14 protein-coding genes and 6 pseudogenes are annotated in these 21,625 nt (G+C 58.3%); 18 read left to right on the top strand and 2 right to left on the bottom strand.

All coding sequences use genetic code 11. From position 1 onward, the window contains the following. Nucleotides 1-110: 110 nt before the first annotated feature. From BM222_RS37075 to BM222_RS37055, 5 genes are all read left to right on the top strand, one after another. Nucleotides 111-1,466, top strand: coding sequence for an acyclic terpene utilization AtuA family protein (locus BM222_RS37075; RefSeq protein ID WP_092239596.1), 1,356 nt, complete (start codon nt 111-113; stop codon nt 1,464-1,466). A gap of 1 nt (nt 1,467) precedes the next feature. Then, the gene (locus BM222_RS37070) at nt 1,468-1,794 is read left to right on the top strand and encodes an AtuA-related protein (protein WP_092239595.1); all 327 of its coding nucleotides are present in this window, start codon (nt 1,468-1,470) and stop codon (nt 1,792-1,794) included. 134 nt (nt 1,795-1,928) lie between these two features. Next, complete coding sequence (locus BM222_RS37065) at nt 1,929-3,146, top strand: serine hydrolase domain-containing protein (protein WP_092239594.1); 1,218 nt, start codon at nt 1,929-1,931, stop codon at nt 3,144-3,146. Nucleotides 3,147-3,545: 399 nt separating this feature from the next. After that, nucleotides 3,546-3,908, top strand: a complete 363-nt coding sequence (locus tag BM222_RS40635) for a hypothetical protein (RefSeq protein WP_143106168.1) — start codon at nt 3,546-3,548, stop codon at nt 3,906-3,908. Nucleotides 3,909-3,949: 41 nt separating this feature from the next. Next, nucleotides 3,950-5,443: an AMP-binding protein gene (locus BM222_RS37055; protein ID WP_092239592.1), complete on the top strand. Its 1,494-nt coding sequence runs from the start codon at nt 3,950-3,952 to the stop codon at nt 5,441-5,443. 367 nt (nt 5,444-5,810) lie between these two features. Here BM222_RS37055 and BM222_RS37050 read toward each other — a convergent pair whose 3' ends face one another. Next, nucleotides 5,811-7,190, bottom strand: a complete 1,380-nt coding sequence (locus BM222_RS37050; protein ID WP_092239610.1) for a M20/M25/M40 family metallo-hydrolase — start codon at nt 7,188-7,190, stop codon at nt 5,811-5,813. 598 nt (nt 7,191-7,788) lie between these two features. Between BM222_RS37050 and BM222_RS37045 the strand changes: the two genes are divergently transcribed. The 7 genes and pseudogenes from BM222_RS37045 to BM222_RS37015 all read left to right on the top strand — a co-directional run. Beyond that, nucleotides 7,789-9,453, top strand: coding sequence for an ABC transporter substrate-binding protein (locus BM222_RS37045; protein ID WP_092239609.1), 1,665 nt, complete (start codon nt 7,789-7,791; stop codon nt 9,451-9,453). Nucleotides 9,454-9,550: 97 nt separating this feature from the next. Continuing rightward, complete coding sequence (locus tag BM222_RS37040; protein ID WP_177243692.1) at nt 9,551-10,507, top strand: ABC transporter permease; 957 nt, start codon at nt 9,551-9,553, stop codon at nt 10,505-10,507. Further along, on the top strand, nt 10,504-11,361 hold the full coding sequence (locus tag BM222_RS37035) for an ABC transporter permease (RefSeq protein WP_092239591.1): 858 nt from the start codon (nt 10,504-10,506) through the stop codon (nt 11,359-11,361). Before BM222_RS37040 ends, BM222_RS37035 begins: the two co-directional genes overlap by 4 nt. After that, complete coding sequence (locus tag BM222_RS37030) at nt 11,354-13,456, top strand: ABC transporter ATP-binding protein (RefSeq protein ID WP_092239607.1); 2,103 nt, start codon at nt 11,354-11,356, stop codon at nt 13,454-13,456. Before BM222_RS37035 ends, BM222_RS37030 begins: the two co-directional genes overlap by 8 nt. A 156-nt stretch (nt 13,457-13,612) precedes the next feature. Then, nucleotides 13,613-14,446, top strand: a complete 834-nt coding sequence (locus BM222_RS37025; protein ID WP_092239590.1) for a GNAT family N-acetyltransferase — start codon at nt 13,613-13,615, stop codon at nt 14,444-14,446. Between the two features lie 29 nt (nt 14,447-14,475). Then, nucleotides 14,476-15,972: an amidase gene (locus tag BM222_RS37020; protein WP_244547403.1), complete on the top strand. Its 1,497-nt coding sequence runs from the start codon at nt 14,476-14,478 to the stop codon at nt 15,970-15,972. A 426-nt stretch (nt 15,973-16,398) separates the two neighbouring features. Next, nucleotides 16,399-16,668 (top strand): annotated as a pseudogene (locus BM222_RS37015) (lactonase family protein); the annotation flags it as partial. Between the two features lie 253 nt (nt 16,669-16,921). Here BM222_RS37015 and BM222_RS37010 read toward each other — a convergent pair. After that, nucleotides 16,922-17,638: pseudogene (locus tag BM222_RS37010) on the bottom strand (methylmalonyl-CoA mutase family protein); the annotation flags it as partial. Between the two features lie 127 nt (nt 17,639-17,765). Here BM222_RS37010 and BM222_RS41755 point away from each other — a divergent pair. From BM222_RS41755 to BM222_RS36990, 6 genes and pseudogenes are all read left to right on the top strand, one after another. Continuing rightward, a pseudogene (locus BM222_RS41755) lies at nt 17,766-17,978 on the top strand (M81 family metallopeptidase); the annotation flags it as partial. Then, nucleotides 17,906-18,076, top strand: a pseudogene (locus BM222_RS43555) (M81 family metallopeptidase); the annotation flags it as partial. The pseudogenes BM222_RS41755 and BM222_RS43555, both read left to right, overlap by 73 nt. After that, nucleotides 18,043-18,243, top strand: a complete 201-nt coding sequence (locus tag BM222_RS43550) for an MlrC C-terminal domain-containing protein (protein WP_210188536.1) — start codon at nt 18,043-18,045, stop codon at nt 18,241-18,243. The pseudogene BM222_RS43555 and the gene BM222_RS43550, both read left to right, overlap by 34 nt. Nucleotides 18,244-18,510: 267 nt before the next feature. Next, nucleotides 18,511-18,735 (top strand): annotated as a pseudogene (locus BM222_RS40630) (Rid family hydrolase); the annotation flags it as partial. 1,635 nt (nt 18,736-20,370) lie between these two features. Next, nucleotides 20,371-20,841, top strand: a pseudogene (locus BM222_RS36995) (adenine nucleotide alpha hydrolase family protein); the annotation flags it as partial. 166 nt (nt 20,842-21,007) lie between these two features. Continuing rightward, the coding region (locus BM222_RS36990; RefSeq protein WP_143106167.1) for a pyridoxal-phosphate-dependent aminotransferase family protein at nt 21,008-21,625 on the top strand (618 nt) is incomplete at its 3' end.

Below are 21,625 nucleotides of genomic sequence, written 5' to 3'. Positions count from 1 at the left end.
CACCCCGCTTGAGCTGTCCGCTCTCTCGAAAGCTGGCCAGGACGCGTGTCTGCAGTCCAGTCGCGATACGAAACCAGAGAGTGTGGACCTCTCCATGAGGCACCAGGAACATGAATCCTCTAGTCAAGCCGCGCCTGGTCCGACTCGGCGCGGGCGCCGGCTATTCGGGTGATCGGATCGAGCCCGCGGTAGAACTGGCAACACATGGTGAGCTTGACTTCCTCATATTCGAATGCCTTGCGGAGCGCACAATAGCAATTGCTCAGCAGGGCCGACGCAAGGATTTACAGCAGGGCTACGATCCGCTCCTCGAGGCGCGGATGCGCGCCGTTCTGCCCATCGCGGCGAGCAAGGGGGTTCGCATCGTATCAAATATGGGTGCCGCCAATCCTCTTGCCGCGGCACAAAAAACCGCGCAAATCGTGCGTGAGCTCGGATTGCCTTTGAAGATCGCGGCCGTGACTGGCGACGACGTGCTTGATGCCGTGCTGAAAGGGGCGTGGCTGTTCGAGGAGACAGGCGAAGGCATTATCAAATATCGCGATCGTATCGTGTCCGCGAATGCCTATCTCGGGGCAACACCAATCGTTGGCGCGCTCGATGCCGGCGCAGACATCGTCCTGACCGGAAGAGTGGCCGACCCGTCGCTGTTCACAGCGCCACTGATCCACGCCTTCGGCTGGCGAATGGACGACTGGCCAGCGCTGGGCCAAGCCACTGTGATCGGTCATCTGCTGGAATGCGCCGGGCAGGTGACGGGCGGCTATTTTGCAGATCCCGGCTTCAAGCATGTCCCGGATCTCGCGCGTCTCGGATTCCCGATCGGGGAGGTCGCGGCTGACGGTACTGTTACTGTCACCAAGCTTGCGCACGCCGGGGGGCGCGTCAGTGCCGCGACCTGCAAGGAACAGCTGCTTTATGAGATTCAGGACCCCGCACGATACCTCCAACCAGACGTAGTCGCTGACTTTACCGGAGTGGAGATCATCGAAGACGCTCCAGATCGCGTGCGCGTGGTGGGCGGACGAGGAAGTGCGCCGACGCAGACCTTCAAGGTGTCCGTCGGATATCTGGACGGATTTATTGGTGAAGGGCAGATCTCATATGGCGGCCCGGGTGCAACGGCGCGCGCAGGACTCGCACTCGACATCGTCCGCAAACGACTTGAGCTGACAGGCGTGAGAACTGACGAACTTCGATTGGACATCATCGGCGTCGACTCCCTGTACGGTAACACGCTGGGGTTGACGGTTGGCGAGCCGCCTGAGGTACGAGCGAGGGTGGCGGGGCGAACGGCGTCGATTGCCGACGCCTGGCGCATCGGCGATGAGGTCGAGACTCTTTACACGAATGGCCCGGCTGGTGGCGGCGCTGCCACGAAATCCGTGCGCGAGGTGCTCGCCGTTCAGTCAGTGCTTTTGCCGCGCGAAATCGTGCAGCCCACGTTCACCTTCGTGGAGATCTAAGATGAGGTTGCGCGAAATCGCCCATTCGAGGACGGGCGATAAAGGCAACACGCTGAACGTTTCAGTAATCTGCCGCGAGCCGGGTCACTTCGGCCATCTTCGAGCCGAACTGACGGCGGAACGCGTAAAGGCATGGCTCGGGGAGATTGTGCGAGGCGACGTAATTCGTTACGAGCTGCCAAAGCTGGCTGCGTTGAATTTCGTACTGCAAAAGGCCCTAGGTGGCGGTGTAACGCGCTCGCTGGCGCTGGACGCGCATGGCAAGTCGGTCAGTTCGGCACTGCTCGGTCTCGAAATTTCCGAGCCGGATCCGGCGGGCGACAAATGAGGCGCCGTGCGCGCAAGCCGATCCTTTTGCGGTATGTTATCAATTCGAGGAGCTAGCAGATGTCGCCCAGTGGGCAGCATGATGAACCTGAAAGCCGTCGCGAAACTCATGATGCTGTTCCAAACCCGGCGGGCATGGAAACCGATCCGACTTTGCTTGGCTGGATGAGCGGATTTCCGCCGCCACAGGATCGGACCGTCAGGTTTGAAAACGGATCGTTCCGCAACTTTCCTGAGTTGCGGTGGGCCTGGAGCAACATGCGCCAGCTGGTCCCGACCGTGAATGTCTGGCGCGGCGCTGGACCCGCGTCGGAACTGCCCCGAGAGGAGCAAGACATCGGCCAGTCTGCATCGATAACCATGGACGGTCGATCTATGACTTTCATGCAGATGCTTAGGGAAACCTGCTCAGATGGCATCGCGGTGCTGCACCGGGGCAAGCTGATCTATGAGCGCTATTTTGGTGCGCTGAAGCCGCATAAACCGCACATCGCCATGTCCGTCACCAAGTCGTTCACCGGAACGCTCGCCGGCATCCTGGTTGCCAATGGCAATATCGATCCCAAGGCGCCTGTGACGGCCTATGTGCCGGAGCTGAAATCGAGCGCTTTCGGCGATGCGTGCGTGCGCGAGGTCATGGATATGACCACCGCGCTCGAATACACGGAAGCCTATGCCGACGGAAACTCTGACGTCTGGCGCCTTCGCCGGGCGAACGGAACGGCGCCGATCCAGGCGAGCTACGCGGGGCCGACCACAATATGTGAATTTCTTTGTACGCAAAGGAAGAAGGGCGAGCACGGACGAGAATTCGCTTACAAGACCGTCAATACTGATGTTCTTGCCTGGATATGCAGGCGCGCCAGCAGCATGGCTTTGTCTGACCTCCTCTCCGAGTGCATCTGGATGCCGCTGGGTGCGGAGGAGGATGCCTACTATCACGTCGATCGCGTTGGTACGGAGAGTGGTGGCGGTGGTCTATCCACGACACTGCGCGATCTGGCGCGCTTCGGCGAAACAATGCGCAATTTCGGACGTTTCAATGGCCGCCAGATCGTTCCTGAGTCAGTGATCGAAGACATCGTGCGCGGCGGAGATCGTGAGAAATTCAAGCTGGGGGGCTTCACCATGCTGCCTGGCGCGTCTTATCGGAATCAATGGTGGGTAAGCCACAATGATCATGGCGCCTACATGGCGCGTGGTATTCACGGTCAGGGTATCTACATAGATCCTAAAGCGCAGATGGTAATCGCGCGCTATGCATCGCATCCAGTGGCGGCAAACGCTGGCAACGACCCGGTAACGCTTCCGGCATATATGGCTCTTGCAAAAGATCTGTTGGCCGGTGGCTGAATGTACTAATTCTCAATTGCTCATAGGCAATTTGCGAAACTCTGCGCCTACCTGAAGCGCATTGGGTCTGCCGCGGACGCACATTCGTACGCAAGCCACCCATGCCGCAAAGCGGCCCGGCCGCTGTCGGCGTCCCGAGCAGATTTGTGTCCGTTGGCATCGGGCTCGGCGCGCTATCTGCTTCTTGCGTGAGGTATCAGGCGGCTGGGGATTACATCTCATTGCCTGTCTGCAACGCTAGCTACGCGATGGCCGATCCTCACTCAGTCCCGGGCTCGTCTTCTCCCAGGAGAAGGTTTTCGTGAGCACGCATTGTTGAAGGGTGCCTTGCTCGGAATGCAAGGCTGTAAGCGAGGCGGGCGCTACCAAGCAGGCAGATCGCTTCTGTTTGGAGATCACTTGCGTGCTTTGTATGTTACCCGGCGCTGCTCCGTTGACCGACCGGCGCTCAATATCGAGATTAGGAACGCCGGAGAAGCGACAAGCGCTCGCAGAAATCCGGCGTATCTTGCAGCCAAGATGCCGCGATGCAGCGCGAACTGCAAGGATTTGAGTAATGTCAAAAAATCCGGCGTGCTACTGCTCCTCCCTGAGGATGCTCGCTATCAGGTTGCGGTAGAATACAGGTTATCGTCCATGAAGTGGGCCATCATGTTCCGCGTCAACGGGACCTTCGGCGACACGCTAGCCATCCCATCAGGCGAGAACATGCGTCAAGATGAGAGTCTTGTCTGGCTTCTTCACTGGATCGGTGAATCCTAGTCATAGATCTGCCTTCGAACATCAGGTTAGCAGAGATCATCATGCCAGAGAACGTTTATCACCTCCTCATGCCCCGGGTATTCGATGCTAATAAAAAGGTCATCGTTGATGAGTGTGGTATTTCCTGGAGACGACCCGAACTGGAGTCTCTCATCGACAATATCGCCAGCGTCCTGCTGGACGCCGGCGTAGCGCCCGGAGACCGCGTCGGCGCCAAAACAGAAAAGTCTGTCCACTCCTTCTGCCTTTACCTAGCTGCGCTCAAAATCGGCGCGGTATGGCTTCCAATGAATACCGCGTACACTCAGGCAGAAGTGGACCTCATCTTGTCTGACGCGACACCCAAGGTGTTGGTCTGGTCGGAGCCGATGAATCTGAAGCACACTACTTGCTTAACGATGGCCGCCGACGGCTCGGGTACGTTGATGCAGGCTGCGGTTCAAGATAGCAAGGGTGTTCGAACGGTCTGTCGGCATTCACAAGACCTCGCCGCGATATTGTACACGTCTGGCACAACCGGGCGTCCCAAGGGAGCGATGATTACTCACGGCAACCTCGAATTCTGTGCCGCGACGCTGGCGCACGTGTGGGGTGTCACGAGCGGGGACACCCTGCTGCATGCGCTACCTACATTCCATGCGCATGGGCTTTTCATTGCTGCCAACACTATGCTGGCCGCGCGCGCGAGCATGATCTTTCTGCCGAAGTTCGACCCGGAGAAGGTGCTTTCGCTTCTTTCGAAGGCAACTATGTTCATGGGCGTTCCCACACTTTATACCCGGCTGCTCGCCAACGAGCGGTTCAATGCCGAGCTTTGCAAAAATATTCGTCTCTTTACGTCCGGCTCAGCTCCGCTCTCGGCCGAGACTTTCGCCGAGTTCAAGGCGCGAACAGGTCACACTCTCCTCGAGAGATACGGGATGACCGAGACGACGATTATCACGTCCAATCCGCTTTCGGACGAGAGAGTTGCTGGGTCGGTCGGATATGCCTTGCCAGGCGTTTCAATCCAAGCTCGGCGCCAGGACGGAAGAATCGCTGCTGTCGACGAAGTCGGCGAGCTTGTCGTAAAAGGACCGAATGTCCTCAAAGGCTATTGGAATCTGTCTGAGAAGACGGCTGCTGAATTCACGTCGGATGGGTATTTTAAATCGGGCGATCTGGTACGAATCGACAAGCATGGACGCGTCTGGATTGTCGGTCGGAACAAGGATCTGATCATTACCGGCGGATATAATGTCTATCCGCGAGAGGTGGAAACTGCCCTAAGCAGATACAGTGCAGTTCGGGATTGCGCAGTCATCGGAGTGCCCCATGCGGATTTTGGCGAAGCTGTAATTGCCATCGTCGAACTCAACGATACGGCAAACTTCGACGCCAAATCTACCATCGGCGATCTTAGCACCCAGCTGGCCAAGTATAAGATTCCAAAAGAGATATTTGTCGTGCCCTCGTTGCCGAGGAACGCAATGGGAAAGATTCAGAAGAACGTGCTCAAAGATGAGTTTTCATCTACCTTCTCGTGCAAGGCTTGAGCAGCGTTCCGACGGAAACCAAGACGATGGGCTCCATCTCCCTCGCCGTCGCTCAGCCGCTGCGCTCTTCGATGACGCGAGCGACGGCGGCTTCGATGGCTCAACCGGACCCTATGATCATTTTGCTGAACTCGACGCGCCGAACTTTAGCCAGCCATGACATGTCCTCGCGTTTGGATTTTCATTGAGCTATTGATCGGTAATTTGCAGTTGGGAAAGATTCTCTTGAAATCAATGGACGCAGCATGTCTCCACAAGTGTAGTGCAGGGACGCGGAGTAGTTCGATACAGCTGGCCATTGCTTCCTTGCAGGTAAGGATTCCCGAACTTGCCATGCGTAGCCAAATAACGTGTGTACCGTGTAAGCCTAAAGTCCTTTTGGCCATACAGATCTACCCAATCCATCCAAGAGAGCCGCGCCAGTGCGCACTCCTTTCAGGAAGCAATCGATCCGGATATTCTCGTTGGGTGCGTGATTGGCTTCGTCGGCGTTGGCATACGGCACCACGAAGGAAGGTGTGCCGAGGATCTTTGTGAAAGCGTAGTCTGGCAAGGTTGCTCCCAGGGAAGGATAGATAAGAGGCTCTACGCGATGTGCAGTGCGTACTGCAGACTGAACAATTTCCGAGAACGGCGCGTCAACCGGCGTTCTCGATGGTGGCGTGGACTCAAGACCGACGAACTCGACTTCTGGAGCATGTTTCTTGACATGAGCTTCGATCTTCCTGAGAATGTCATCGGGGGCTTGCCTTTCGACGAGGCGGGCATCACATTTGACGAACGCCTCATGCGGCACGATGGTTTTCAATCCGGGTCCACCATAACCTCCATGAAATCCATTAATGGTGAGAGTCGGATGGAACATGATGCGGTCCGCCACTGACCGGTCTGACGGGCTGTCGAGCCTGGTGAGACCGAGAGCCCGCTTAACTTCCTCCACATCATGAGGCAAACGTGCCGCTGCAGCGCGCTCGAGATCTGTTGGGGCCGAGACGTCATCGTCAAAGCCCTCAATTGTAATCTGCCCGTCCGCATTCTTCATTGTTGCCAGCAAGTGCACCAGCGTCCAGATCGGATTTGGCACGAGGCCGCCAAGGTTGCCAGAATGGACATCGCGATTAGCTGCTCGTGCCCGCAACTCGAAAGATACGACTCCGCGAACCCCATATGTAATGATCGGACTTCCCGACTCATGCATGGGGCCGTCAGCCGTTACGACCAGGTCTGATCTGAGGAGGTCGCGGTTGGCTTTAACAAAATCCGCAATATGCGGGCTTCCAATCTCTTCCTCGCCTTCCAATAAAAACAGCACGTTACATGGCAGGCGACCGTGTACTGCCAAATGTGACTCGATGGCGAGTATTTGCGCGAAGTGCTGGCCCTTGTTGTCTCCGGCACCGCGCGCATACACGCGTCCATCTCGGATTGCGGGTTCGAATGGTGGGCTGATCCAGGCTTCCAAGGGATCAGCAGGCTGGACATCATAGTGACCATATAACAAGACCGTCGGCGCTCCAGGTGCGTGCTGCCAGCGGCCCAGCACCATCGGATAACCAGACGTCGGGATAGTCCGAGTTTCAAATCCCATACGCTTCAGCATGCTCACGAGCAGCTGAGCGACCTCGTCCATGCCGATGTTGTCAGAACTGATACTCGGGTGTTTCAAGTAATCCAGCAAACGGCTGACGAACGCATCCTGGTGCCTCTCGATGTGGCCGAACACCTTAGCCAGTTCTGCACCGATCATAGGGGTAGTAGTCGCCTTCATATCGGCAGCGCGCCTTCCCGAATATTGCCTGAACGGCCTTTGACGCAGCATAGGTCGATCGTGGATGGAAAGCACGCGTTGAACGGCGGATGTTCGCTGAAACCCTGCGTTTCCGGATACGCAACGATGCTTTCTGCCGGACAGATCAAGCAGGAGCAGTTCAACCGACCCGGATCTCCTGACGCCGATCTCTGAATCGGACAGTCCTATCCGCAAAGGCAGTTGAGACTGGTGACGCTTCGTGCAGAGCGAGCTCCGACAGCCGGTCCATTTCGAGTCGCGCGGCCTCGGCCGCCTTGGGAAACGGCAGTGCATCGTCCGTCAAAAAATACATTACCAGCGATGCATGGCAGCCGACGTGCGGTGACCGGGCATGTCGGTCGACCGTCGATCTTTCGTTCGGTTGAAAGCCGCGAGATTTGTGTGATTGCGCCGACTTTCGGCTAAGAATGCCCGAATATGCCGGAAATCTTCGATTGAATCGTCCCTTTATGCCGCGTAGCGCGACAGCCTTGGTCGCGCCGATGAGCCGCGCGCCTGAGAACGCGGATAATTTTCACTTCTAAGAGGAATGGCCATGGCACGAAAAATTAAGTTGCTCGACAATCTGCGCTCCGGTCTGACAGCTCTCGAGAATCATCTGGTCGACGGATACATCGATGGGCGCGTGAGCCGTCGCGAGCTTTTGCGGCACGGCAGTGTGCTCGGTCTGTCGCTGCCTTTCCTTGGGCGAATCTCCCTGGCTGCCGGCTTTGGCGCAGCGCCGACTTTGGCCCGCGCCAACGTGAAGCCGGGCGCCACCATTCGGGTCGCCTGCCACGTGCCCCAGGGCGCAGTGGACCCGCTCATCGTTGGCAGCGAGGGCGGGCTGGCGATGATCCAGCAGGTCGGCGAGTTCCTTTGCATCGATGGATCCGATCTGACGCTTCAGCCCTGCCTCGCCGAGACTTGGAAGCCCAACGAGGACGGAACGGTTTGGACCTTTACGCTGCGCAAGGGCGTCAAATTCCATTCCGGTGGTGAGATGAAGGCTGACGATGTCGTGGCCACATTCGACCGTCTCGCAGATCCGAAGAACGCCTCGAATGCGTTATCTGTGTTCAAAGGCGTCCTTCAGAAGGGGGCGACGCGAAAAGTGGATGACTATACGATCGAATTCCACCTCGACTCGCGGAGCGGCAACTTCCCTTATCTGGTGTCGTCAGACAACTATAACGCGATCATCCTGCCGGCATCTTACGCTGGCGATTTTGAAAAATCCTGGGATGGGACTGGGCCGTTCAAGATCGACAAGTACATCCCGAACGTGGGGGCGAGTTTCGTTCCGAATGAGAATTACTGGGGACCGAAAGCTTTGCCGGCTCGGACTGAATTCACCTTCTTCCGCGATATCCAGCCGGAGATCCTCGCATTTCAGGGCGGCCAGGTTGACGTCATAAATGCGCTCCCGGCAACTGCCGGTGTGGCGCTGCTGAGCGATCCTGGGGTCGATATCATCAGCGTCAAATCTTCTGGGCATCACGCACTGCACATGCGCTGCGATATGGACCCGTTCAAGGACCCGCGTGTCCGCCGGGCTGTTGCACTTTGTATTGATAGGGACAAGCTCGTGAAGGGTCTGATGAAGGGCCATGCCGTCGTCGGAAACGACAGCCCCTTCGCGCCGATCTATCCGTCAACTGATCCAACCGTGCCGCAACGCAAGCAGGACATCGCTCAAGCCAAGGAGCTGATGAAAGCGGCGGGAATGGAGAAGGGGTTTCAGGTAACGCTGAGCACAGAACAATTCCTGGAAATTCCGACTTACGTGCAGTTAATTCAAAACTGGACGAAGGAGATCGGCATCGACGTCAAACTCGAGATCATGGATTACCGCACTTACGTGGGCAACGCGCAGTACGGCACGTCGCGCTGGCTCGATTCTGTCATGGGTTGTCAGGTCTGGTATCACCGCGGGGTGCCGAATGTCTTTCTCGGCGGGGGGCTCACGAGTGATGGCCCCTGGAATCCGTCGCACTTCAAGAATGAGCAGTTTGACACGCTAAACAAGAGCTACGTCGCGGCGCTCGATCTCGAGGCAAAGCGGGAAGCCTCGGGCAGGATCGAGCGGCTTCTGCTTGATCAATCGCCTGTGGTTTACGGATATTTCTTCAACCACCTGACCGCTATCAAAAAAGGAGTGGCTGGTGTTCAACCTAACGCAATGAATCAGATCTTCTTGCAAAGCGCCGGGAAGGAGTGAGCGTGCCAGCCGGGCAGGCTCTCGTGCCTGTCCGGTCCGCCGCTGGATCACTGCCCTGGTCTGATTCGTGGCGCAGTCTACGTTTAAAGGAGTCCTGATGATCGCACGTTTCATCGCCCGACGCATCGCCCTTGCCCTCGTAACTCTGTTTGTGCTGAGCGTGCTCGTTTTTTTCTGTTGTCAGGTGCTACCCGGCAACGTCGCTCTGGCCATCCTTGGTCCCCAGGCCGACCCGCGTACCGTGAATGTGCTCAACCATGAACTGGGAGTCGATCGACCACTTCTGGTGCAATATTCCAGCTGGATTACGAGCTTCCTGCAGGGGGACATGGGCAGGTCCTACATCTACCGCGCCCCGGTTGCTCCTTTCATTCTGCAAGCGATCGGCCATTCGTTGAAACTTGCATCGGTGGCGATCCTCGTCGTCGTGCCGCTCGGCATTCTCGGCGGGGTAGTGGCCGCGCTGAACGTACACCGGCCGCTTGATCGCATCATCAGCATCGGTGGCGTGTCGGCGACCATCCTGCCTGAATTTGTCAGCGGCATCGTGCTTATCCTAGTCTTCGGTGTCTGGCTGCGCTGGCTACCGATCTCCGCCGCCTGGCCCCAGGGAGCAGGGGTCTTTACGCAGGTCTATCATCTGATCCTGCCCGCGATGCCGCTCGTGCTCGTCCTGTTCGGTTACATTGCCCGCATGGCACGTGCAGGCATGATCGAAGCGCTTGACTCCGATTACACTCGCACCGCCGTTCTGAAGGGGCTGACTTGGCGACTGGTCATTTGGCGGCACGTGCTCAGGAACGCGCTGCTGCCGACGATCACGGTCATCGCGACGCAGGCTGGTTACCTCATCGGTGGTCTCGTAGTCGTGGAAACGCTGTTTCGCTATGAGGGGGTCGGTTCGCTGATTTTCGCTGCCGCCACCAGCAAGGATTTCCCGATGCTGGAAGCGGCCGTTCTGGTCATCGGGATCACCTATGCTTTGGCGACGCTCATCGCTGATCTCCTCTACTCGATCCTCAATCCTCGCATCCGGATGGGGAGTTACAAATGACGCACGTTTACATCGACACCCCCAGCAGCCGACACCAGGAGGTCTTCGCGGCGCTGTTCCGCTCCGGCCCTTTTCTGATCGGGACGGCTATCATATTCTTCTGGGCAGTCTGCGCTGCTTTCGGCCAACAATTCGTGCCCTACGACCCTCTGGCCCAAGACATCCTGAACGCGCTTGGGCCGCCATCGGCAGAACACTGGTTCGGCACTGACCAGCTCGGCCGGGATATCTTCTCACGCGTCATCGCTGGCTCACGCGACATTCTGACTGTCGCGCCTCTGGCGACGATCCTGGCCACCATCATTGGCACCGTGCTCGGCCTTCTCACCGGTTATTTCCGGGGCATTGTCGATGATGTCTTCTCGCGCCTGATCGAGGCGAAGATGGCGATCCCCGGGGTAATTGTCGCGTTACTCGCGATTGTCGCGCTTGGCACCTCCGAGATGACGGTAATCCTAGTCATTGGCCTCTCGTTCGGCACCAACATGTCCCGCACGGTGCGCTCCGCCGTTCTATCGGAGCGAGAACTCGAATATGTGGCTGCAGCGACGCTGCGTCGCGAGTCTGCAGTGCACATCATGTTTGTAGAAATCCTGCCAAACATACTTCCGCCGATCCTCGTCGAATCGACCATGCGCGTTGGCTACGCGATCTTCGCCGTCGCTACTCTGAGTTTTATCGGTTTCGGCCTGCAGCCGCCGTCGCCGGATTGGGGGCTTTCGATCTCGACCAATTACGCGATGATCGGCGGCGGCTACTGGTGGACGGTATTGTTTGACGCATTGGCCATCGCCAGCCTTGTGATTGGAATAAATCTGATGGCCGATGGGTTATATGGAGCGCTCGATGCCTGAGCCGGCACTTCGTTTGGATCGATTGTCGGTTGCCTATCGAGTCGGCGCCCAGGATCGTGCAGTGCTGCGCGACATAAGCCTGGACATCGCCCCCGGCGAGGCATACGGGCTGGTCGGAGAGTCCGGTTGCGGAAAATCCACCGTAGCACTGACAGTCGTCCGTTATCTGCCACGGAATGGCAGAATAAGCGGCGGATCCGTCATGCTCGACGGGACGGACGTCATGCGGCTCGGGCCCGAGGCCCTCAGGGAGCTGCGGGCAAAGAAAGTCTCGATGGTCTACCAGGACCCCGGCAAAGCGCTGAACCCGTCCTTGAAGGTGGGACGCCAGTTGCTCGAGGTGTTCGAGATAATGGGGCTCCCGTCATCGGAGCGTGAAGTCCGTACCCTTGAAATGCTGAAGAAGGTACGGATCGCCGATCCCCGCTCGGTCATGCAGCGCTATCCGCATCAGCTTTCGGGTGGAATGCAGCAACGGCTGGCGATCGCCATGGCGCTCGCGAGTGATCCGACGATGCTGATCCTGGACGAGCCGACAACCGGGCTCGATGCAACAGTTGAGGCTGAGATCCTCGACCTCATCAGCGACCTACGACGCGAGTTCGGCACCTCCATCCTCTTCATCAGCCACAACCTAGCTGTGGTTGCAAAAATGTGTGACCGCCTGGGCGTCCTTTATGCGGGGACACTGGTAGAGGAAGGATCGACGCGGGACATACTGGCTGCACCGCATCATCCCTACACTCAGGCTCTCCTGCGGTGCCTGCCGCGGGGCGGCCAAAGAAAGCAGCACGGACGGCTCAACACCATCCCGGGTTTTCTATCCATGCCGGGTGTGCAGATAACCGGCTGTCCTTTTGCAGAGCGCTGTGCGCTCGCGGACGAGCGTTGCCGGACCGAATCTCCCGAGTTGCGGGATATGGGCGGTCGGCTCGTGCGTTGCCATTATCCGGATCGAGCCACCGTGGCTCCGCGTACGGAACCGAATGATGCGATCGTGTCGATGCCGCCAACACAGGCCGCACCGGTGCTTCGGATCACCAATCTCTCGAAGACATACGGCCAAGGCGACCACGTAGTCCATGCTATCGCCGATGTTTCGCTCAGCTTGATGCCAGGGGAGACACTGGGGCTTGTCGGCGAGTCCGGCTCCGGCAAGACTACCCTGGCCCGAATGCTCCTGGGTCTAGTACCGCCCGACTCAGGCGGCGCTATCGAGCTTGACGGCAAGCCGCTTGCCGCGCGTCTCGACCAGCGGCGGGACAACGAGGTGAAAGCGGTGCAGATCGTCTTTCAGAATCCTGACTCGGCCTTGAACCGCTCACATACGGTTTCCCGTATCATCGGTCGCGCGTTGCGCAAGCTCGGTGGCTTTCATGGCGCCGACTTGTCCACTCGCCTCGATGAGCTCATCGCAGCGGTTCGCCTGACACCCAGACATCTGACTCTGCGACCGCGCCAGCTTTCTGGCGGACTGAAGCAGCGCGTGGCCATAGCGCGTAGCTTTGCCGGAGATCCTCGCGTTGTTGTGTGCGATGAACCCACTTCGGCGCTGGACGTTTCGGTTCAGGCCGCGATCCTAAATCTCCTCGCCGAGCTTCAGGTAGCCCGCGCTGTCAGCTATGTCTTCATCTCTCACGATCTCGCAGTCGTGCGATATCTCTCCGATCGCATTGCAGTGCTCTATCTCGGGCGGATCATGGAGATCGGGCCGTCCGAGCGCGTATTCGAAGGACCGAACCATCCCTATACCGAAGCGCTCCTTTCTGCAGTCCCAAATCTGGACGGCACCGCGGGCTCCCGCATCCGGCTTTCTGGCGAAACTCCTTCAGCGGCGAATCCACCCCAGGGTTGCGTGTTCCAGAACAGATGCACGCACAAGATCGGCGCAATCTGTGAAACGTCGGAGCCGCCGTTGATCGAATCGGGGCCTGGTCACCTTATCCGTTGTCATATCCAAGCAGAAGACCTCGGGCGTCTCCAGCGACAATACAGAGCCAGCGCGCGAAGTGACCTGCTTCCTCGGACTGTGCAGCCGGGACCTTTTGCATCCCGCGATCGCGTTGCGCGCATCAGGTCTGAGCGACGCAGTTGAGGACGTTCTTCAATCGGTAAGCCGTTTCCGATCACGCCAGAACCGGGAAGGCGCGCCTGATGGCCGCATGGTTCTCGGCACTCCGATCCATGTGTGTTGCAAAGGCTCGCCTCATGCAGAAGCAGGCGGCCGATCTTTGCAGGAGGTGCGAAGGCCATGCAGACCATCAGTATCAAATTCGCCGAACGCTCAGCCGAGCATCTAGACGACATGCTGAAACTCACGCTTCAGGCCAAATGGCCCCACCGAAGAGAGGACTTGGGGATGTGTTTTAGTGTGGGCTGTGGCTATGTTGCCTTAGTCGATGATCACGTCGTCGGGACCGTCTGCATAGCATTCTTCGGCGAAGTTGCGATCATTAACCTCCTGATCGTCGATGAAAAAATGCGCGGAAGGGGAATCGGCGAGCACCTCATGAAGCTCGGCCTCGAAAAGGCGCGAGAGTGCGAGTGCCGGCTGGTGGCAACGGCGGATGGCTTGCCGCTGTATCGCAAGCTCGGCTTTCGTAAGATCGAAACAGTAACCGTCCATCAGGGAGCGGTCGCGCCCGTGAAAGCACCGCGCGGCGTAGAATGGGCAACGCGGGAGGATTTTGAACATATTCTCGACATTGATCGCGGTGCCTACGGCATGGATCGCAAGGCGCTCATCGGCACTCTTTGGGAGACGGCACGTTTTGCAATTGTGCGTAACTCTGGAAGGATCGCCGGTTATGCGGCGGGTTTCCGGTACGGCCGGGGAGAAATCGCGGGCCCCGTCATAGCGTGCAGCCCGGACGACGCCCAGCGTCTGCTGTCTTTGATCTTCTCGGAGCGTACTGGTGCATTCTTTCGCGTCGACCTTCGTCCTGAATCCGGGCTCGCTGTGTGGCTGAACTCCATCGGACTCCCAGAGGTCGGAACGGGCACCTCGATGTGCCGTGGGGATGGTGGGCCGAATGGGCCAAGGCAGCTTCGAAGCTACGGTCTTGCCACCATGCAGTTCATGTAACCGAACTCCAACGAGAAGGAAAGTACACGATGAACCATCGCGATTCCAACCCGAACCTCTTGATGAGTTGGGAGGAGTGGATGCAGTATGATGCGCTAGGCTTGGCGGAGCTGCTGCGAAGCAAGGAGGCGACACCTCGCGAAGTTGCGAGTCAGGTCGCCGCGGGAATCGCGAAAGTGAATCCCGCCATCAACGCGGTTATCGAATTGTTCGATGATGTCGTCGACGAGCCGCTCAGGGATGGAATGAACCCTGACGGCTTTTTTGCAGGCGTGCCTTTCCTCATCAAGGACCTTGGTCCAACGCTCAAGGGCAGAAAGCAGGAAATGGGCTCCTTGCTGATGCAAGGCAACGTCTCATCTGACGACAGCTTCCTGACAACAAAGATTCGTGGGGCTGGCTTGAACATAGTCGGCCGAACGACCACGCCTGAATTTGGCATGGGCGTGTCCGCCGAAAATCCAGCTCTCTACATTTCGAAAAATCCTTGGAATCTGGCCTACACCACCGGCGGATCCTCGTCCGGAGCGGGGGCTATTGTCGCCAGCGGCGCCATTCCAATTTCTCACGCCAGTGATGGCGGTGGCTCAACCCGGATACCTGCGAGCGTCAATGGCACGATCGGGCTCAAGCCCAGTCGCGGCGTGCTCTCTGCAGCACCCACAGGATCTGATCTGATCTCGCTCACCAGCGTGAACAGCTGCATCAGCCGTAGCGTGCGTGATACAGCCGCTTTCGTTGATTCGTGCCGCGGCGCAGCTGCTGGCGAGTTCATGACGTTTTGGCTCCCCGAGGAGCCCTCTCTCGAGATGATCAAGCGTGATCCGCCAAAGCTGAAGATCGCAATCTCGCACGAATGGGGCGACTATCGTGCCAGCCCGCATATCGCCAGCGAGCTTGAGCGAGTCGGGCGGTTTTTTGAAGGACTCGGTCATCAGGTAGAGTGGCGGACCCCGGATATCGACTACCGCGCTATCGATGTAGTCTCCAAAGCCAATTCGATCGCGCGTTTTTCGCGGCAGCTTGAGCGTCTTGTCGCGCTCAGGGGACATGCCAAGCCTACTGTCGCGCTCGTTGAGCCCCTCAACGTCAAAATCTGGGAAGCAGGTACCGCGGAGCGGGTCGATGTTCAGGAGCAAATTCCGCTGACCTACAACAAAGTGTCCCGTGCGCTCGGACAGTTCTTCGAGAACTGGGATGTGCTGCTGACGCCGGTCACGGGCCAGCCCACCCACAAGCTTGGCACACTCGAATTCCTGACCCTCAATGGCGACATTTCCGTGGATCAATGGTTCTCGAACGTGCGAGGACTTTATCCTTACCTCGTGATAGCCAATCTCTGCGGCATCCCGGGCATTTCGCTTCCCATGGCAATGCATGAGAATGGACTGCCGCTGGGCATCCATGCGTTGTCTCGTCAAGCCAATGATGGATTGCTGCTTCAACTTGCGTCTCAAGTCGAGCGAGCGCTGGAAGGCAAATGGAACGAGGGGCGACGACCTGCAACACATGTGGCGAATGCTTGAAGATCAATGATGCCTGACGTTACGCTGGCGGGTGCTCGTCGGGCATGTCCGCCAGCGGTGTTGGCACGGTTCTGCTTCGTCGCGTTCTTCAGTCCAGGCGCAAAAGCCGTGCTGATACGACAGCATGCCAGCGCGCTTCCTCGTGTGCGAAACTAGTATTCCAGGAGCTGCTCCGACGAATCGATCCCGGTGAAGGAGGCATGGCTGACCGAGAAAATGGGAGCACTGAAACCTGATGAGTTTACCCCGCGCTAGCACGATCACAGCTGGCGCTGCTGACACGGCCGCGTCATCGAGGTCTACAAAGAAATGCGGGCATCGCATTATCGCTTACGTCGGAACCTGTACCGACCGCGGCAGGGGCATCCACCGCTTCAGTGTCGATCAGCAAGCCGGTAACCACACGCCAATCGACGAAATCAGCTTGCCGAACCCGACGGCGCTCGCCATGATTCCGTCGCGACATTCTCGCTCGACCCTTACGGCATCATGACTTATGTGCGCGAGGGATTGACACGCGGGAGCCTGCCGTTTCAGTTCGCAATCGAGCCGACCGGGAAGTTCCTGTACGTGCTGCACACTAGCAGCGACAACATTACGGTCTTCAAGATTGACAACGAGAACGGCACTTTGAGCTTCACCGATCAGTATGTCGCTGTCGGCCATCCCTCGCAGATCATATTCCTTGGTTTTTGATATCCTTCCAAATGGATCAATCCATATTCCTGTAACTCAGAGGGTCTGAAGATTCATTCCCTTTTCTCGATAGCGGCTCCAGGCTAGGACCAAATTGTAGAGTTGGTAGCCTCGTCAGCGTCTCAGTTCCCCGGCAGAAGCCACGGCCCTCTGCCAGATTTTTGCACACTCGCTTGGCGAGCGTAGCCATTCCGGCGGTAAGCTGTTCATGATCGGGCGCCAACCGCTTGGAGTGTCACAGCCGATTGCCTGCTTACAGGTTTCGTTTCACTGCGGACAGAAGGCCGAGCACCGAACGAGCGGCGTCCAGCACGCTTGTCCCGGGGCCGAAAACGGCTGCCACTCCACAATCGTACAGATACTGATAGTCCTGACGCGGCACGACGCCGCCAAGCTACGATCGGGATGTCCATGGCGCCCTGTGCTCTGAGCGCCTCGATCACTTGGGGGACCAGGGTATTATGCCCGGCCGCAGGCGACGAGATTCCGACGACGTGGACTTTCGACCCGACAGCAAGGCTTGCGGCTTCCTGCGGCGTCTGGAAAAGCGGGCCGGCAATGACATCGAACCCGATGTGCCGAAGGCGGACGCGATGATCTTGGCACCACGATCGTGCCCGTCCTGACCAAGCTTGTCGACCAGGAGCCTTGGTGCTTCGCCGAGCCCGGCCGAGAATTCCTTCAGTCGACAAACCAGCGTCTCGTATTCGGGGTTCTCCAACATAACATTTCCCATAGACGTCGGGCACCAGCGTTGGAGCGGCGTCGTGCTTGCAAACGCCCTTCCCAGCGCGTCGGAAATTTCGCCCACTGTGGCCCGCGCGCGGACGGCCTCTGCGGCCGATCTTAGAATATTGCCCCTACCACTGATTGCGGTTTCACCGAGTGAGACAAGGGTTTTGGCAACACGTTCGGGATCCCGGCGACGTTTCACCGCTTCGAGTCGCTCAATCTGGGCGTGCCGGACCGCTCGATCCCGAGCAGGAGCCCGCTAGCGAGCACCGAGCCGCTCGGGGTTGCGCGCGCCAGGGCCGCTGCAGAAGGCTACACGCTGACAGAGTGGGAGCTGCTTCTATGTCAAGCGCGCCGGCACCACGAACCGGTGTGACTATGAGTTCATGCGCGATGGGATCCTGGGCCAGCTCAGGGCGGCGATACCCGTTGACGGCGTGCTGGTGGGACTCCACGGGGCGATGGTGGCGCACAGCTATGACGATGTGGAAGGTAACATCGTGGAGTGCGTGCGCGAACTCGTCGGCCCGAAATCGTCATCGGCGTCGAGCTCGATCCACATTGCCACTTGGCGGTAAAGCGCGTGAAGTTCGCCGACATCATTGTCCTTTACAAGGAATTTCTGCACACTGACCAGGTCGAATGCGCCGAGCATCTGTTGAACGTCATACTCAAGACATTGCGCGGCGAGGTGAAGCCCGTCACGACTGTGCCGCGGTCCGGGTTGGTGGTGTCGAGATTGTGCTCGTCAGCATTCGCGTTCAGGCGTTCGGACTTGAGCTTTTTCGTAACGTCGGCATCGACCCGCTTGTCAGAAAGAATTGTGGTCGTCAAGCCGGCTAACCATTTCATGGCGCACTTTGGCCCGATGCCAGGAAGGTCATGTACGTCAACAATGGCACGGGTTCCGACTACCGCAAGATTCCATACACTCGCGTCAACCGTCCGATCTGGCCGATGGATGAAAAGACCAGCCCCGGGCTCCTCGCATAACAAGCGACTACTCAGGATTTAGAAGTCATGACTTCTGATATTCAAACGCGTCAAAACAAATGCCCGGATGAGCCAACTGGTGATCGCTAGTGGCGTTGCCTATGTGGCGGTCAGGTACCCGATACGTCTCACGCATCAATCAAGCAGCAAACATCTGAAATTCTCTCGCGCATTGACAAGTTGCTCGAATCTGCTGGCGCCGACAAGACGCGCCTTTTGACGCCCAACATCTGGCTGAACAATGCACGGTATTTTGACGAGTTTAACCGCGTTGAAGGCGCAATCAACCACTCTGAAGAAAGTTCAGTCGATGGATTGGGAGCAGGTTCGAATATTCCTTGAGGTCGCACGCGCGGGGCGGATATCGAAGGTTGCCAAGCACCTGCAACTCAATCACACGACTGTCGCCCGTCAACTCACCGCGAGTAGCTTCCTGAATTCATGCGGTTCCAAAGCTTGTAGACATTGTTCCGCAAGTCAGGATCGTGCTCGAGTAGCTCAGCCATTCGGCTCCGCCCTCACAGCTCGGGGATGTAGCTTTCCCGCACCCGGCTCTTCCGAGAGTAATCCGCATCATATCCGCGCCTGCGCCCATGTGCGAGTGATGCCTCGAGTTGGCAGGCGGAAGCGTGCCGTCAGGGTCTCGAACGCCGGCCAGCCCATGCGCCGACTTTTCTGGCTGCGCCGTCTCAGGCAACGTAGCCAGTCCGGCGCACTTCGCGGCAGAACCCGTTGAGCGCTGGGTAATTGTGCGGCCTGCCATAGTAGCCATAGTGCACGCGCAGAACGGCGGCGAACCACTCGTGCTGCGTGGCGGCGTGCATCAACCGCCAAGCGTCCTGGCGCACCGCCGTCAGCTTGCGCGTCAGGCGTTTCCCTTCCGTCTTGTGCTTTACGATGAACCGGCCATCTCGGGTCCGCCGCAGTAGTGGGTTAAGCCGAGGAAGGGCCCATCCCGTACCTCTGTCCTGCTCAGAGACACCGACCGAACCGCTAAACCTGACTATGACGGCTTTCCCGGTAATGCCCGCACACCCAACACGGCGAAAGGCTTCAGCACGACTATGATTTTGACGCTGCCACAGGGCTTAAGTACCTGCTGTCTACGCTTCACGAGCGACGTTACCGTCACCCATGCAAGAGTCGCAAGCGCGGCGCCCGTTCTTCGCCATGCCCATCTTGAAGACATGCGCGGCAAGCGCTGATCCTGAGGCCTACGCCGAATGGAGACCTTTCGACCTAGCTCGATACCAATGTCGATTGATGCAAAGTCTGCTAGCATGACGCATAAAAACTGTGTCGAGCGCCGCCTTTCGATGAATTTCGCCGCAAAGGCGTTACATTCGATAAAGTGCATCTGTGAGGCGACATACGACAATCTGTCCCTCTGGTCTCCCAGGAACCTTCAGATCGTCTGTTGCATTTTGACGGCGGCGTTCCGTTTCATAGGGCCCGCATCGCGAAATGCCCTACAGCTCACACTCGGTAGAAGGGCGTCACGGGGTCCATTTGGCGTAGAACGGCGGCAGCTGAATCCGCCTATCCGCAAATGCGCACAAATTCGGCGGCGGAAGATCAGATAAGACGGAAACCAGGAGCGAATCGCCGTCAAGACGCCGCCTCCCGACAGCCAATAGCGGCTAGATCGCTCGCATGACAACAGTTGGAACGCAGAGCGGTCTCTGGGTGTCCTGAGAAGCGCTCCCGATCTACATAGCCCCGGCATGCACCTTCAAGAACCCGTCCGTCTTTAATCACAGACGTTGAATTGATCCGAGAACGGTTCAGTTCAAGTCAGGTTCATGGTTGCGGGCGGCTGATGCTGTCTAAAGTGTCCTTCTCTTGAAGAGGAGATATCGTGGAGGAGTCGCATTTTGCCTCGGTTTGCGCGAGCAAAAAGGAGGCAATGCTGGGCGCCGATTGCGGGAGCGTTGTCAGGCGCGTGGCACGGTTCATGGAGTTCGGATGGGAGCGGATATGAAGATACTGGTGTCCATAAAACGCCTCGCAGATGCGAATCAAGGTTCGGGTCAACCGATGAACGTCGAGCTTGCCGAGGTTAAGATGGTGATGAACCCGTTCGACGAAATAGCGCTCGAAGAAGCGATCCACCTGATGGAATCCGACAAAGCCGAGGAGGTCCCCATTGTTTCGGTCGGCCCGCAGCAGCCGCAGGAGACGTTGCGTACTGCGCTCGCCATGGCCCGGGACCGTGCCATTCTGGTTAACGCCGACGAGAAGACCGAGCCGCTCGGTCTGGCCAAGGTGCTGAAGGGCGTCGTGGAGGCCGAACGCCCCAGCCTCGTCATTCTCGGCAAGCAAGCAATCGATGATGACTCCAGCCAAACCGGCCAGATCGTAGCGGCACTGCTCGGCTGGGCACAGAGTACCTTTGCTTCGAAGGTAGAACTCGCCGGCGCTGGTACGCTCAGATCAAGACGAAGATTAGCAAGGGCACCCGCTGGTTCTGCTCGGGGGAGGACGCAGAAGCTGTCGGCTGCCGTGAGACCAAGAGATCAGTGCTAGAGCTCTGCGTTTTGCGTAGCGGCAGCGGCGCGTAAAACGTGAATCAGTGACCCACCAGCCTGTCCTCCAGCAACAAGGACCAATAGCAATGACCGTTCGCGCGGGCCGGGAGTTTCTGGCCATCCCCGGGCCCACCACGATGCCCGACGCAGTGCTGCAGGCGATGCATCGTCCTGCGATTGACATCTATTCCAGGCAGATGACCGATTTGACCGAGAGCCTGCTCCGCGACATCTCGAAGCTGTTTGCGACCAAGGGAAAATCTTACATCTACATCGCCAACGGCCACGGCGCCTGGGAAGCGGCGCTGACCAACGTGCTGTCGCGCGGCGACAAGGTGCTGGTGCTGGAGAGCGGACGCTTCGCGATCGGCTGGGGCAATGCGGCGTCGCTGATGGGCGCCGAGGTCGAGGTGCTCAAGGGCGACTGGCGCCGCGCGGTTCGGCCGCATGAAGTCGAGGAGCGGCTGCGCCGCGACACCGAGCATAGGATCAAGGCCGTGGTCGTCGTCCAGATCGACACGGCCTCGGGCGTGCAGAACGACATCGAGGCGATCGGCAAGGCGATCAAGGCGGCCAATCATCCCGCGCTCTACATGGTCGACACCGTGGCTTCGCTCGGCTGCATACCGTTCGAGATGGACAAATGGGGTGTCGACGTCGCGATGTCCGGCTCGCAGAAGGGCCTGATGACACCGCCCGGCCTC

The sequence above is a fragment of the Bradyrhizobium sp. Gha genome (genome assembly GCF_900113735.1).
In the GTDB taxonomy this organism is placed as follows: domain Bacteria; phylum Pseudomonadota; class Alphaproteobacteria; order Rhizobiales; family Xanthobacteraceae; genus Bradyrhizobium.
Note: the sequence above shows the minus strand (reverse complement) of the source record. Positions and strands in the feature narration are given on the sequence as shown.

Excerpts from the sequence above, each read along its gene's own strand:
- BM222_RS37075 (WP_092239596.1), top strand. The coding sequence starts at position 111 with ATGAATCCTCTAGTCAAGCCGCGCCTGGTCCGACTCGGCGCGGGCGCC.
- BM222_RS37070 (WP_092239595.1), top strand. The coding sequence starts at position 1,468 with ATGAGGTTGCGCGAAATCGCCCATTCGAGGACGGGCGATAAAGGCAAC.
- BM222_RS37065 (WP_092239594.1), top strand. The coding sequence starts at position 1,929 with ATGGAAACCGATCCGACTTTGCTTGGCTGGATGAGCGGATTTCCGCCG.
- BM222_RS37055 (WP_092239592.1), top strand. The coding sequence starts at position 3,950 with ATGCCAGAGAACGTTTATCACCTCCTCATGCCCCGGGTATTCGATGCT.
- BM222_RS37050 (WP_092239610.1), bottom strand. The coding sequence starts at position 7,190 with ATGATCGGTGCAGAACTGGCTAAGGTGTTCGGCCACATCGAGAGGCAC.
- BM222_RS37045 (WP_092239609.1), top strand. The coding sequence starts at position 7,789 with ATGGCACGAAAAATTAAGTTGCTCGACAATCTGCGCTCCGGTCTGACA.
- BM222_RS37040 (WP_177243692.1), top strand. The coding sequence starts at position 9,551 with ATGATCGCACGTTTCATCGCCCGACGCATCGCCCTTGCCCTCGTAACT.
- BM222_RS37035 (WP_092239591.1), top strand. The coding sequence starts at position 10,504 with ATGACGCACGTTTACATCGACACCCCCAGCAGCCGACACCAGGAGGTC.
- BM222_RS37030 (WP_092239607.1), top strand. The coding sequence starts at position 11,354 with ATGCCTGAGCCGGCACTTCGTTTGGATCGATTGTCGGTTGCCTATCGA.
- BM222_RS37025 (WP_092239590.1), top strand. The coding sequence starts at position 13,613 with ATGCAGACCATCAGTATCAAATTCGCCGAACGCTCAGCCGAGCATCTA.
- BM222_RS37020 (WP_244547403.1), top strand. The coding sequence starts at position 14,476 with ATGAACCATCGCGATTCCAACCCGAACCTCTTGATGAGTTGGGAGGAG.
- BM222_RS43550 (WP_210188536.1), top strand. The coding sequence starts at position 18,043 with ATGCGCCGAGCATCTGTTGAACGTCATACTCAAGACATTGCGCGGCGA.